Origin of the sequence: Pseudoalteromonas luteoviolacea NCIMB 1942 (assembly GCF_001625595.1) — a bacterium.
GTDB classification, from domain to species: Bacteria; Pseudomonadota; Gammaproteobacteria; order Enterobacterales; family Alteromonadaceae; genus Pseudoalteromonas; species Pseudoalteromonas luteoviolacea_A.
This window is the reverse complement of the sequence record NZ_AUXT01000018.1, coordinates 1-12,850: the sequence shown is the minus strand read 5'-3', so window position 1 is coordinate 12,850 and position 12,850 is coordinate 1. Positions and strand designations below refer to the sequence as shown.

Sequence of the window (12,850 nt, the reverse complement as noted above, 5' to 3'; positions counted from 1 at the left end):
AATGCAACTGTACTAATAAGTTGGTACAGTCGCAGCGTAGTATAAAGTAAGAGGAGTTAAATATGTCTGGATTTTGGAACTACCGCGTGATTTATTGTGAAGATAAAGACAACGATTCAGCGCTATACCAAATTCATGAAGTTGAGTACAACATCAACGGAAAAGTAACAAATTGGTCAGAGACTGGCGCAGCTCCTTTTGGACATACCATTGAAGAGTTACAAGCTGATTCAGATAGACTTAAGTCAGCATTCGAGAAACCAGTGTTAAAAGTAGTTAGAAAGCAACGCGGCTACGAATTAGTGGAAGTCGAAACGGGCGAAGAGGCCTATGCAGAGCCACCAACAGCACTAAAAGGCTAAAATAATTTAATAAATAAGGAGTGTTTATGAGTATACAGGCGTTATTGTTTGATTTTGATGGCACGTTAGTAGACTCAGAGACACTTCACTACTTGAGTTGGTGTGAAGTGCTCAAGCCGTTTCAAGTATTTATTGATGAACTCACCTTTTGCAATGAGTTTTCTGGTGTGCCCACAGTTAAAACTGGGCATATCTTACAACAGCGTTACTCTCTTTCTAAAGCTGGATTAAAGCTAGCCCAAGAAAAGAACCTACAGTTTATAGAAACAGCAAAAACACATAAACCAGTTTTGATGCCTCATGCAAGAGATGTATTATCGGCGTGTTCTCAGAATTTTAAGTTGGCACTAGTTACGGGTAGTACAATCGCGGAGGCGATGCCTGTGTTATCACATTACGGCTTGCTTGAGTTATTCGATTGTGTTGTTTGCAAAGACGATGTGCAGCATCCTAAACCACACCCTGAGCCTTATCAAAAGGCCCTGAGCCAGTTAAATATACCGACACAACAAGCGATTGCATTAGAGGATTCCCATACGGGGTTAACATCTGCAATTGAAGCCGGCTTAAGGACCATTGTGATACCCCATCAGCATTCAAAACAACAAGACTTTTCAAAAGCGACGTGGCTTTGCGACAGTTTAGAAACTGCTTATAAGAATGTAATAACAAGCGGCTAGCCTGTACAAATGAGCTAAAAGTGCTACTTTTTAGATTGAATATACGTTTTTTATCTGCAAAGGAAAGTAGCATGAAACAAATTCTCGTCTGGCTTGTCGCCATATTTTTCGCCTTTTTAACGTTCCCCCTTTTGGCTCAACAAGTTCCTCATGTTCAGCTTGCTAAAGTTTACGCACAGCAACAGCCAGTCAACCATTACTTAGTCAGCGAAAAATACGATGGAGTAAGAGCCATTTGGGATGGCAAGCAACTTAAAACGCGTAAAGGGAATGTCATACATGCACCGCATTGGTTTACAGCTATCTTGCCAAACCGTTGGCTGGATGGTGAGCTTTGGGCTGGGTATAACAACTTTGCGTTTGTGAGTAGTTTGATACGACGGAAAGTGCCCGACCACAAGAACTGGCAGCAGGTAAACTACCTTATTTTTGATGCGCCAGATCGTGAACAGTCTTTTGAAGCTCGATATCAAACTTATAAAAAGTTGATTGATGAGCTGCCTAGTATTCACGTCAAAACCGTTGAGCAGTTTCACTTTAAAAATAAGTTAGAGCTAGACTCATTTTATCAGGATGTGCTTGCGCGTGGTGGGGAGGGCGTGATGTTACATGAAAAGCGTGCTAAGCATGCAAGTGGCCGAACGGCGCAAATTCTAAAATATAAACCAAAATTTGATGCAGAGGCTGTAGTGATTGCACACTTACCTGGAAGGGGTAAATATGAAGGTATGATGGGCGCACTCAAAGTTCGTATGCCATCTGGGATCACATTTAATATCGGTACCGGTTTTAGTGATAAGCAGCGTGAAACTCCCCCACCGATTGGCAGTACAATCACTTTTCAATACCAAGGGAAAACCAAATATGGCAAACCCCGATTCGCCAGCTTTTTAAGAATAAAAGCGCAGTTATAGTGTAGGAAGTCATCTCAATTTACCTTTAAATTACGTGCTGGCTATGCTACATTTCGCGGCCTTTTTCTTTACAGTTGTGAGGTCACGATGGTTGTCGGTTTTGATTATGGTAGTTCAAATTGTGCAATGGGTGTATGGCAACAAAATAGGGTGAGTCTTGTCCCATTGGAGCAAGGCAAACACTACTTGCCTTCTACTTTGTATGCACTTCACAACTCATTGATATCAGATTTAGTTGCCCGAGAGTTAAATGGTAGTGACCAGACAGCATATCGTTCAGCGCGTGCAGGTATATTGAAAAGTGCCAAACTCGCCCGTAATGACCTTGATTTAGAAAACACGGAAAGCGGTGTTTTTGTTGGGCAAGAAGCGATCGAAGAATATATATCCATGCCAGAAGAGGGTTACTTTGTTAAGTCTCCTAAATCTTTCTTTGGTGCCATTGGTCTGAAGCCAGAGCAAATTGCATTTTTCGAAGATATCGCAAGCGCAATGATCATTGAGTTAAAGCGTCGTGCAGAGCGCCACTTAGGAAAAACACTTACTCACACAGTAATAGGTCGTCCTGTCAATTTCCAAGCCGTCGGGGGTGAAGAAAGCAATCGTCAGGCAATTGATATTTTGACGACAGCAGCCCATCGAGCTGGCTTTAAAGAAGTTGAGTTTTTGTTTGAGCCGTTGGCTGCAGGCATTGACTTTGAGTGTAATTTACAACATGACCAAAAAGTATTGGTCGTTGATATCGGCGGGGGAACGAGTGATTGTTCTTTCGTCCAAATGGGGCCGAGCTTTAGAGATAACACTGACCGTAGCGGCGATTTTATGGCGCATACAGGTAAACGGATCGGCGGAAACGATTTAGATATTGCGTTGGCGTTTCATAAGCTGATGCCGACCTGTGGGCTGGGTGGTGAATTTAAATCGGGCCTACCACTCCCTCACCAAATATTTTGGCAAGCCTGCAAAATCAATGATATTCAAATGCAAAGTGACTTCTATAGTAGTACTTTTGGCAGAGAGCTGGTAACGATGTTGCGAGATGTGAAGGAAGCCAACAAACTTGCTCGTTTGCAAGTGATCCATGAAAACAAAATGACACATCAATTTGTTAGACAGGCTGAACTTGCCAAAATAGCACTGAGTGAAGTAAGCGAATACAGTGCCGACCTTTCATTTGTTGAAGCGCAGTTGATGCAGCAGGTAAATGTCACAGAGCTAGAGGAGTCGGTAAATTCTAGTTTGTCGCAAATTACCCACCTTGCGCAACAAGCAATTACAGATGCCGGTGTCCAACCAGATGCAATATACCTGACAGGAGGCAGTGCTCAGTCGCCGTTGTTAAAGCAAGCGTTACGCGAAGCATTGGGTAACATTCCAATGCTAAATGGCGATAACTTTGGCAGTGTGACAGCCGGTCTTACAAAGTGGGCCGAGCGTATTTACCGTTAACTGAGTCGACTTTTGAAGTATTCGTCATAATCGGGTTGCTGCCTTAGCAACTCACACCCCATGTATGATGATGTTATTAACATATCAGCGGTTGCTTCGTTACAAGCGACCGGAATATTCCAAACAGCGGCAAGGCGCAGTAATGCTTTGACATCTGGGTCATGGGGTTGAGATGAAAGCGGATCCCAAAAGAAAATCAGCATATTTACACGTTGTTCAGCGATTTGCGCCCCTAGCTGTTGATCTCCACCCATGGGACCACTGAGCAATTTTGTGACTTCTAAGCCAGTTTTAGCTTCTATCAAATTGCCTGTAGTTCCTGTGGCAGATAGACAGTGGCAACTCAATATGCCTGTATGATTTGCACACCAATTTACCATCGCTTGTTTTTTACCATCATGCGCAACTAAGGCAATGTGTTTTTTTGCTGGAATCGTTGAATGTTTCTGTTCCATAAGCGAGCTCTTCTATAGCAGGAGGTTTACTGCCAGTGCAATAAATATGGCACCCGATATTCTGTCTATCCAGATCGGTGCTTGTGGGTGTGCTCTAAAGTACCCCGCGATTTTATCTCCCCCGTATACATAGGCACAGTCTATCGGAAAAGCTAATATAGGATAGAGCAGGCCAAATAAAGCGAGTTGCAATGTGGTTGAGGCATCCAAAGAGGTATCAACGAATTGAGGGATAAACGCGATAAAGAACAGCGCCACTTTTGGGTTTAGCACTTCAGTCATCATAGCTTGAAAAGTGACATTCTTATTGGGTTTACTTGTATTTATTTGTGCTTCTTGTTGATGGTTTTGAGAGGAAGTAAGCGTATCTTTCAGTGTTATAACACCCAAATAAGCAAGATATGCAGCACCTAAGTACTGCACTGTTGTGTAAGCGGTTTCCGATGCTTTCAAAATTGCAGATAGGCCAATAACCGCAAATAAAGTATGTACAACCCCGCCTAGTGCAAAGCCAAGTGCGCTTTGCATACCAGCACTTTTTCCATTGGTGAAAGTTTGTGCCATTAAAAATGCATTTGAGGGACCAGGAGCGACAGCAATAACGAGGCTTGCTACAGCAAAAGAAATCAAGTATTCGGGATTCAGCATAGAGGATTGTTCTTTTTCTAACTTCAGGGCTAGTTTAATGTGTTAAAAAAAAATTGAAAATGTTTTATTAAAATTTATAAAAATTATGCGGGCCGCTAAGCCCGCATATCAAGGTTGGGGGATCTTGAGTATATCTGTTTAAATAATGCTAAAAGAAGTCTAGTGTCTTATAAACAACAGCTTGTAAGTTACTGTGGTACAGTATGCCTCTACAATGTGACATTTTTACGACTTATTAGGGTTATTTATATTAAGCCGTGCTATGCAATGTGTAGCGATATCTAGAAAACAGCAACAGTAGAAACGGAATCGCCATAATTAGATGTAGCGCCAGCTGCCAAGGTGCAATTATACCCAAAGGTTGTGTTACAACGGCTAGCAGTCCTGCACCACTCATTTGCATTAAGCCAATCAGTGCAGATGCGGTTCCGGCTTGTTTTGGAAATTCAGCTAGGGCATTACCAGCAGCGGCCCCTAAGGTAAATGCAAACCCTATGGACGCCACATACATAGGCAACATGTAGGTGATGACATCTGTTTGAGGCAAGGCAAAACTAATGACACCAGCACCGCAGAATAAAGTGAGTCCAAATTGTAGTGCTCTGCGGCTATTACGCTTGATAAACTGTGGGGCAATAAAGCTCGATATAATACTTATCGCGGCATTTATGGCAAACCATAAAGTAAAATCGGACATAGGCATATTCAAATGAGACATGATCCAGCCTGGTGCGCCAACGACGAAAACTAACATCGCAGACATGCAAACCATGGTGATGGATGCATTAAACATAAACTTAGAGCTGCTCAACATAGGTTTAAATCGGCGAAAATCTAATATGTGACCTTGGTAAATTGACTCTTCAGGTTTGGTTTCTCTAAACATTAGAAAAATAACTATCAAACCTAAAATCGCAAAGATGCTTAAAAAAGCAAAGTTACTTCGCCAGCTAAATTCGACTGTTAACCAAGCGCCGAAAATAGGGGCGAGCGCAGGAATAAAGCAAACAATACCATTGAGATAAGTAATCATCTGGCCGCTACCCCTGTGACCAAAGCTGTCTCTCACAATAGCAAACGCACTAACAAATGTAGCACATGCACCTAGGCCTTGCAGTATTCTAGCTATCATGATCCATTCCCAAGTTTGTGCAAGTGTCGCTAAAACAGCACCAAAGGTGAACAGGGTGATACCACTGATCGCAATGGGCTTTCGGCCATATTTGTCTGCAAGCGGGCCAGCAATTAATTGCCCTAGGCCGACAGCCAGCATATATACGCTGACGGTTTGTTGTATTTTAGCTTCACTAACGGACAACGCCTTTTGCATATCGACAAAAGCGGGCAGATATAAATCGATGCCTAGCGGGCAAAAAATGACAAGCAGGGCGAGAATAAAAATTAAAGATTTGCTGGTACGGTGTTGCATAGTGTCTCCTTTTCGACGCTATTGTATTGCGCATCCAACAAAAAGACAGGACAAAACGCCGAAATCAGGAAATAATTTATTCATTGTTAGAAATTATCGAAGTTATCTTGTCCCTAATGAAATAGACATAGGTGAGAGGGCGCTGATATTGCAAATCAAAACATACTGTCTGGCGCTAGTTTTAACTGGTCTGATGTGTTAGGTTGTTCTAAAACACTATGCAGGATACGTATGGCTAGCTCACTGTTAAAAACATATAAAAAATTTAAGTGGCTCCCTTTTGGTAATTGGTTATTCAGTAAAGCAATATGTAAAAGAGCGCCTTACTTTGCCACCATAAAGCCAAAGGTGACGCACTTAAGCTGTGGTCGTATTTGCGCTGAAATGCCAAATCGCCGCGCAGTTCACAATCATATAGGGACTGTGCATGCAATTGCACAATGTAACCTTGCGGAATTATGTGCAGGTGTGGTGACCGATGCAACGGTACCAAACCATACACATAGGTGGATCCCTAAAGGGATGACAGTGCAGTATCTGAAAAAAGCGGACTCGGATTTAAAAGCGCAGGCACAAATCCCAATGCCTCGTGAATGGAAAGACAAAGAGGATCTCATCGTGCCTGTTGAGGTGTTTAATAATGAAGGCGTCAAAGTATTTCACGCCGACATCACTATGTATATTACGGAAAAAAGCTAAGCTTGCTCTTGCGTCTCAATCGGGGTGACATTTGACAGGTCAGTGTTGTGCTTTAACTGGCCTTCAATATGCGCGCCAGCTTCGATACTGAGCGTATCATGTATGATATCGCCATGGACTTTGGCAGAAGGCTCTAAACGCACTTTCTGAGCTGTGATACAGCCATTTACAGTGCCTTTGACTTCTACTTGCGTTGCAGTGATATTGCCTTCTATCGTGCCGTGCTCGCCGATCACCAAGTGTTCAACTTCTAAGTTGCCAGTAATGATGCCATCGACTTGGATTTCACCATCACATTTGAGATCACCAATGACTTGGGTGTTGGGGGAGATCATTGCGACATAAGGCGCAGTGGATTTATTGTTTTTAAGTTTATTGAACACGTTCCAGTACTCTTGCAAGTTTAACGGGGTTAATATGCTTTTTATCCTGTAATACCTCATAGTGCAAGTGTGTACTGGTACTTCTTCCTGTACTGCCCATTAATGCAATGACATCAGATTGTTTAATCAGCTGTCCTTTTTTAACTTTTATGGTGTGTAAATGACCATAACGGGTCGTGACGCCATTGGCGTGTTGTATTTCAATAAACTTGCCATAGCCGCCATTTTTCCCGGCTCGAGTCACAGTTCCGTCAGCAGGGGCGATTATCTGAGTTTTATGCCAACCAGCTAAATCTACCCCTTTATGATAAGCGCGCCTGCCTGTTATTGGATCTTTTCTGTAACCAAAGGCACTAGAGATATAATACTTGTCTTCTTTTACCGGCATGCTTTGTGGAAGTGTTTGAACCAAGTTTTCCAGCTGGTTAAGCTTTACCGAGCTATCGATCGCCTGTAAGTAGGCCTGTGGTAACAGCCTGCCTTGCACTTGATGATATGGACCACCTTGGGCCTGCGTCGACGTCCGTGCTTGAATTCCTGCCTCTTGCATACTGGCAATTAATACTTCATTACGTCTAGAAATAAGCCCATGTAGCTGATTAAGTAACTTAGTTTGAGCGTCATCAAGCTCAACAGCATGGTGATGAAAATCACCATCGTGTGTATGCTCTGCTTCGATAGGTTGTTCGGCTTCAGGTTGCTCAGCTTGCACTTCTAATTCAACCCCAGATTCTTCGGTTATTGTACTTGGCAAAGAAGCCATAAGTTCATTTAATACAGAGTGCTGAGCATCTAGCTGTGCGATGCGGGTATTTTGTTGTGCGAGTTTGGCTTCTAATGCAGCTTTTTGCGATTGCCAATCCTGCTCACGTAAGGCAACTGATTCGTTTAACTGTGATATGCCATGTTTTTGCTTGAAATATTGAGCAGTTGCGAAACCGAGCCAAACCAAAGTTGCAAAAACACTTATTGTTAAAGTGATTTGTAGCCAAGTTGGCACAGTCACCAGTGACACTTTGCCGTTTTGACGCAACATTAGTTGTTTAGGTTGAAATAGCTGAACCATTAGGCTTTTGATAACGCTTAACATAACACTCAAAAATTTAGATAACGCTTAACTCTAACAATTTTTATACAAAAAGCCAGTATAAAAATACAAAAAAAAGACGTGTTTATGCACGCCTTTGATTTAAATAGAATTATAATATTCAATTATTTTGCTGGAAGCACGGTGCCTTCTACAGAGCCGAAGCCAATACGGTTGAAGCCATCAGCTTCACACCAGCCTCGCATGATAACCTTGTCACCATCTTCAAGGAATTTACGCTCTTCGCCATTGCTTAAAGTGATTGACTCTTTACCACCACGAGAAAGCTCAAGTAGTGAACCTGCTTCTTCATGCTCAGGACCTGACTGTGTGCCAGATCCTAACATGTCGCCTGGTAGGAAGTTACAGCCATTCACGGTGTGGTGCGTGACCATTTGTGCGACTGTCCAATAGCTATGCTTAAAGCTTGACTCAGATACCCGACTAGGTACTGCATTTTCGCTGCGCATCTTATCAGTTTCGATAAGTACATCCATCTGAATATCAAATGCACCAGCTTCACGGTTTTGTGCAGACTCAAGGTAGCTCATAGGCTGAGGATCGTTCTCATCGCGATGCCATGCAGTGCGGTAAGGTGCAAGCGCTTCTGTTGTAACAATCCAAGGAGATACTGTTGATGCAAAGTTTTTAGCAAGGAATGGACCTAGTGGCTGGTATTCCCAAGCTTGTAAGTCACGTGCTGACCAGTCATTGAATAGACAGAAACCAAATACGTGATCTTCGGCGTCTTCAATACCAATTGTATCGCCAAGCTCGTTACCTTTACCTAGATAAATACCAAGCTCTAATTCATAGTCAAGGCGCTTACAAGGACCAAAAGAAGGTGTTTCTGCGTCAGGCGCTTTAGTCTGACCTTTTGGACGAGGGAAAGTTTGACCAGAAACATCGATAGATGATGCACGGCCGTGGTAACCGATTGGTACCCACTTATAGTTAGGTAGAAGAGGGTTATCTGGACGGAACAAACTACCTACCGCAGTCGCGTGATAGATTGAAGTATAGAAATCTGTGTAGTCGCCAATATGACATGGTAATGCATATTCAACGTCATTTTGTGCTACAAGTGCACTTTCAAGCGTACTTTGGTGCTCAGAGCCTTCACGCAATACACGAGAAAGTGCAAGGCGTAGACCTGACCAATGTGCTTTACCAAGGCCCATAAATTCATTAAGTGCTTGTGCATTTGCTGCTTCAGCCGCTTCTTGTGCAACGCCGTCAAAGATATTTGCAGCAGCTACAGCACCAAGATCTAATACTTGATCGCCAATTGCAACACCGCCGCGGAACTCTTCGCTGCTTCCTTTACGACGAAATGACGCAAAAGGTAAGTTTTGAATAGGGAAATCAGTACCCGCTTGGTTTGCGCTTGCTACCCAGCTTTTTAAATTTATATCGTGTGTTTCATTGATAAAAGACATGGTCTTTCCTTTTTTATACAAACTGCATATGACTATGCATTTTAATTTGTGCTTTCGCCAGAATATGGCCAAGTTTAAATAGCAAAAGCAGCTTAGAAAAGCTGCTTTTTATTTTGTATTAACTGGTAAGTGATTAAATCACACCACGACGCTCTTGGTCACGTTCGATTGACTCGAATAGAGCCTGGAAGTTACCTTCACCGAAACCACCATCGTCTACACGCTGGATCATTTCAATGAAGATAGGACCGAATAGGTTCTTAGTGAAGATCTGTAGTAGGTAACAGTTTTCGCTTTGGCTATCTACTAAGATCTGGTGCTCTTTGATCTTTTGCTTATCTTCAGCAACCCAAGGAACACGGTCGAAAATTGTATCGTAGTAGTGATCAACGATATCTAAAGTCGCTATGTTTGTTTTGTCTAGCTTGTCTAGAGAACCAACAAGGTCGTTCGTTAAGAACGCTAGGTGCTGTACGCCCGGACCATTGTACTCATCTAGGTACTCATCGATCTGGTTGTTGTTGTCGTCTTTACCTTCGTTGATTGGAATCGAGAAAGTACCACAAGGCGACTTAAGCGCGTATGAAAGTAGTGCAGTCTTCTGACCTTTGATGTCGAAGTAACGTACCTCTTCAAAACCAAATACGCCTTTGTAGAAGTTAGCCCACTTTTCCATTGTACCTTTGTAAACATTGTTTGTTAGGTGGTCAATGCGAAGGAAGCCTTTGTCTTCAACAATGTTCTGTTCAGCTAAATCTTCAAAATCATTTTCGAAGATAGAGCCTTTATCACCGAATACATCGATGAAGTAAATTAGGCTGTCACCAATACCGTAGATAGCAGGATATGGTAAGTCTTTGTTCGCAGAATCAGTAGCTGGTTTTGCACCACGCTCTACGGCTACTTCAAATGCTTTTGCTGCATCTTCTACACGCCAGCCCATCGAACAAATAGCTGGGCCGTGTGACTTAGCAAACTCAGCTGAGAAACCGTCACGCTCGTTGTTTAGTAAGAAATGGATATCGTTTTGGTTGTAATGAACGATGTCTTTCCCTTTAAACTTTTTAAGTTTAGAGAAACCAAAATCAGCAAAGACTTTGTCCATGTAATCTGTGTCTGGGGTTGCGTATTCAGTAAATTCGATACCTACAAGGCCAAGAGGATTATTTACTTCACTCATTGTCATTCTCCTGCATTAAGCACTGGATTGCTTGTTGTAATTTATGCAGTGGATGATTAATCAAATTTGCCTAAAGTGGAAGGTTTGGTGCCCAATTGGCTGAACGGCATTTTGTAAATTTAGCTGCACGTTTACAGGCGTTTAGACACAAAACGAAAACAGACAATTTTTTTAGATTGAAAATGTGTAATTACACTGAAAAATTGCACAAAAAAGCTGTTCTTTGCATTTCTTTTTTAAGTTTAACTTTATGAATATATTATATTTTTAATGTTTTGTATAAATCTTTCAATAAATGTAGGTTTGCAAATAGCTTTGATTCATATCTACGTAAAGCACAGTTCAGTGTAAAATTATCTATACATTTTTTTGAGTGAATATAAAAAAACCGCGCTATATGGCGCGGCTTTTAGTAAATTTTATTTGCGGTTTATTGTCTTTCACCGCTCACTTCAAGCTCTTTTTCTAGATAGTGCTCTTGCGTGTGTGGCTCGTTATCACCTTCTGCACCATGCATCCAGTCAACAAGCTTGTTGCTTAGTAAGTACATAGCAAGTGCTGATAGTAACGCGGTTGCACCTAAGCCGATGAAGATGCCCATCGCATTGTTCATCGCTTCTTGACCTTCGCCCAAGAAAGAACCTACAAAGCCTGCGATCTTGTTGGCAATGGCAGTACATAGGAACCAGATCCCCATAAGCAAAGAAGCAAGACGTAGCGGAGCTAATTTACTTACCATAGAAAGACCAATTGGAGACAAGCATAATTCACCAAGCGTGTGGAAAAGGTAAAATAGTACTAACCACATCATGCTAATTTGTAATGTTTGTCCTGGCTCTGCGCTTTCTGTCATCAGTGCTAGCATCATAGTTAGGAAACCAAGTGCTAGAAATACGAGGCCGATGGCGAATTTAACTGGTGAATTAGGCTCTTTTTTATCTAGCTTGAGCCAAATCATCGCGACGATTGGAGCAAATATAATAATGAAGAGCGAGTTTAAAGACTGGAACCAAGAAGCTGGGATTTCAAAGCCCATTAACATGCGGTTAGTATAGTCATTCGCAAACAGGTTCATTAAGCCGCCCGCCTGCTCAAAGCCCATCCAAAAGATGATACTAAATACAGACATAGTGAAGATTACGCGGATTCTGTCTTTTTCTACTTTGGTCAACGGCTCTTTAGTGCCTGATGCAGATTGTTGTTGTGAGAGCTTAGCTGATGGTACAACACCTATGTCGCCTAAGTATTTTTGACTTAGAAGCATTTGCATGACAACTGAAATCACCATACCGATACCAGCGGCAACAAAACCAGCCTGCCAGCTAATAACAGCAGCGACATAGCCTGCGACTAGTGGACCTAGGGCACCACCCATGTTGATACCCATGTAGAAGATAGTAAATGCACCGTCACGGCGCTTATCACCTTCTTCATACAGATCACCAACCATAGTAGAAATATTTGGCTTGAATAAACCGTTACCAATACAAAGTAGGGTTAAACCAATATAAAAAACGTTTTCTTCTTGGCCTGCAACAATGCTATGAGGAATACCCATAATAAAGTGACCTGCAGCCATGAGAATACCACCTATGATGATGGCTTTGCGTTGTCCGAGTACGTTATCTGCTAGCCAACCACCGAACAAAGGGGTTAGGTATACAGCCATTGTAAATGTACCATATAGGCTTAATGCGTCTGCATTAGTCCAACCAAAACCGCCATTTTGTACTTGCGCTACTAGATAAAGTACTAAGATTGCACGCATGCCGTAGTAGCCAAATCGCTCCCACATTTCCGTGCCGAAAAGCAAGAATAGGCCTTTAGGGTGACCTAGGATCTCGCCTCGATTAGGTAATGAATTCATGTTTTCTTCCTAAACTTAATCATAATGTGTTTTGTGGCCTTAATATTATTGGTGAGTAAATACAGCTTCATGAAGCCAAATTAGCGCACACTTTGAACGGGTGGCCAGTTCCCAAATTGCTTACATGCAAAGTAAATATTGACTAACTATGCATTAAAAGCGAGTCAGTATACCCAGCAGGCAGACTTTGGGGAAGCCTTACCAGCTAGGATTAGCCGCATTTAGATATAAAAAAGTCAGCGTAACGCTTAATGCCGA

The 12,850-nt window shown here is 42.2% G+C and carries 13 protein-coding genes; 5 read left to right on the top strand and 8 right to left on the bottom strand.

What is annotated here, in order from left to right:
- The first annotated feature begins 62 nt into the window (after positions 1 to 62).
- The 4 genes from N482_RS01765 (at position 63) to yegD (ending at position 3,405) form a co-directional block, all read left to right on the top strand.
- Positions 63 to 362 carry a hypothetical protein gene (locus N482_RS01765; protein ID WP_063375451.1) on the top strand — a complete coding sequence of 100 codons (300 nt, stop codon included), beginning with the start codon at positions 63 to 65 and terminating at the stop codon, positions 360 to 362.
- Between the two features lie 26 nt (positions 363 to 388).
- Entirely contained in the window at positions 389 to 1,042 is a 654-nt protein-coding gene (locus N482_RS01760) for an HAD family hydrolase (RefSeq protein ID WP_063375450.1), read from the top strand.
- Between the two features lie 71 nt (positions 1,043 to 1,113).
- Positions 1,114 to 1,956, top strand: a complete 843-nt coding sequence (locus N482_RS01755) for a DNA ligase (protein WP_063375449.1) — start codon at positions 1,114 to 1,116, stop codon at positions 1,954 to 1,956.
- A gap of 87 nt (positions 1,957 to 2,043) precedes the next feature.
- A complete protein-coding gene (yegD, locus tag N482_RS01750) occupies positions 2,044 to 3,405 on the top strand; it encodes a molecular chaperone (RefSeq protein ID WP_063375448.1) in 1,362 nt (453 codons plus the stop codon).
- Here yegD and N482_RS01745 read toward each other — a convergent pair.
- The 3 genes from N482_RS01745 to N482_RS01735 form a co-directional block, all read right to left on the bottom strand.
- The gene (locus N482_RS01745) at positions 3,402 to 3,860 is read right to left on the bottom strand and encodes a methylglyoxal synthase (RefSeq protein WP_063375447.1); all 459 of its coding nucleotides are present in this window, start codon (positions 3,858 to 3,860) and stop codon (positions 3,402 to 3,404) included. The two genes, yegD and N482_RS01745, sit on opposite strands and share 4 nt — an antisense overlap.
- A gap of 12 nt (positions 3,861 to 3,872) precedes the next feature.
- A complete protein-coding gene (locus N482_RS01740) occupies positions 3,873 to 4,508 on the bottom strand; it encodes a LysE family translocator (protein WP_063375446.1) in 636 nt (211 codons plus the stop codon).
- Positions 4,509 to 4,758: 250 nt separating this feature from the next.
- Positions 4,759 to 5,937 (bottom strand): multidrug effflux MFS transporter, encoded by a 1,179-nt coding sequence (locus N482_RS01735; RefSeq protein WP_063375445.1) that lies wholly within the window; start codon positions 5,935 to 5,937, stop codon positions 4,759 to 4,761.
- Positions 5,938 to 6,168: 231 nt separating this feature from the next.
- On the opposite strand from N482_RS01735, the gene N482_RS01730 reads away from it, so the two are divergent.
- Positions 6,169 to 6,636, top strand: coding sequence for a hotdog fold domain-containing protein (locus N482_RS01730; RefSeq protein WP_063375444.1), 468 nt, complete (start codon positions 6,169 to 6,171; stop codon positions 6,634 to 6,636).
- Here the strand turns inward: N482_RS01730 and N482_RS01725 are convergent.
- The 5 genes from N482_RS01725 to N482_RS01705 all read right to left on the bottom strand — a co-directional run bounded on the left by N482_RS01725 (position 6,633) and on the right by N482_RS01705 (position 12,592).
- Positions 6,633 to 7,019, bottom strand: a complete 387-nt coding sequence (locus tag N482_RS01725) for a bactofilin family protein (RefSeq protein WP_063375443.1) — start codon at positions 7,017 to 7,019, stop codon at positions 6,633 to 6,635. The genes N482_RS01730 and N482_RS01725 overlap by 4 nt on opposite strands.
- Positions 7,009 to 8,109 carry a M23 family metallopeptidase gene (locus N482_RS01720; RefSeq protein ID WP_063375442.1) on the bottom strand — a complete coding sequence of 367 codons (1,101 nt, stop codon included), beginning with the start codon at positions 8,107 to 8,109 and terminating at the stop codon, positions 7,009 to 7,011. The genes N482_RS01725 and N482_RS01720 overlap by 11 nt, the downstream gene beginning before the upstream one ends.
- Positions 8,110 to 8,231: 122 nt before the next feature.
- A complete protein-coding gene (fahA, locus tag N482_RS01715) occupies positions 8,232 to 9,545 on the bottom strand; it encodes a fumarylacetoacetase (protein WP_063375441.1) in 1,314 nt (437 codons plus the stop codon).
- Positions 9,546 to 9,678: 133 nt separating this feature from the next.
- The gene (gene hppD, locus N482_RS01710; RefSeq protein ID WP_063375440.1) at positions 9,679 to 10,725 is read right to left on the bottom strand and encodes a 4-hydroxyphenylpyruvate dioxygenase; all 1,047 of its coding nucleotides are present in this window, start codon (positions 10,723 to 10,725) and stop codon (positions 9,679 to 9,681) included.
- 430 nt (positions 10,726 to 11,155) lie between these two features.
- Entirely contained in the window at positions 11,156 to 12,592 is a 1,437-nt protein-coding gene (locus N482_RS01705) for a peptide MFS transporter (RefSeq protein WP_063375439.1), read from the bottom strand.
- Positions 12,593 to 12,850 lie beyond the last annotated feature (258 nt).

Excerpts from the sequence above, each read along its gene's own strand:
- N482_RS01765 (WP_063375451.1), top strand. The coding sequence starts at position 63 with ATGTCTGGATTTTGGAACTACCGCGTGATTTATTGTGAAGATAAAGAC.
- N482_RS01760 (WP_063375450.1), top strand. The coding sequence starts at position 389 with ATGAGTATACAGGCGTTATTGTTTGATTTTGATGGCACGTTAGTAGAC.
- N482_RS01755 (WP_063375449.1), top strand. The coding sequence starts at position 1,114 with ATGAAACAAATTCTCGTCTGGCTTGTCGCCATATTTTTCGCCTTTTTA.
- yegD (WP_063375448.1), top strand. The coding sequence starts at position 2,044 with ATGGTTGTCGGTTTTGATTATGGTAGTTCAAATTGTGCAATGGGTGTA.
- N482_RS01745 (WP_063375447.1), bottom strand. The coding sequence starts at position 3,860 with ATGGAACAGAAACATTCAACGATTCCAGCAAAAAAACACATTGCCTTA.
- N482_RS01740 (WP_063375446.1), bottom strand. The coding sequence starts at position 4,508 with ATGCTGAATCCCGAATACTTGATTTCTTTTGCTGTAGCAAGCCTCGTT.
- N482_RS01735 (WP_063375445.1), bottom strand. The coding sequence starts at position 5,937 with ATGCAACACCGTACCAGCAAATCTTTAATTTTTATTCTCGCCCTGCTT.
- N482_RS01730 (WP_063375444.1), top strand. The coding sequence starts at position 6,169 with ATGGCTAGCTCACTGTTAAAAACATATAAAAAATTTAAGTGGCTCCCT.
- N482_RS01720 (WP_063375442.1), bottom strand. The coding sequence starts at position 8,109 with ATGTTAAGCGTTATCAAAAGCCTAATGGTTCAGCTATTTCAACCTAAA.
- fahA (WP_063375441.1), bottom strand. The coding sequence starts at position 9,545 with ATGTCTTTTATCAATGAAACACACGATATAAATTTAAAAAGCTGGGTA.
- hppD (WP_063375440.1), bottom strand. The coding sequence starts at position 10,725 with ATGAGTGAAGTAAATAATCCTCTTGGCCTTGTAGGTATCGAATTTACT.
- N482_RS01705 (WP_063375439.1), bottom strand. The coding sequence starts at position 12,592 with ATGAATTCATTACCTAATCGAGGCGAGATCCTAGGTCACCCTAAAGGC.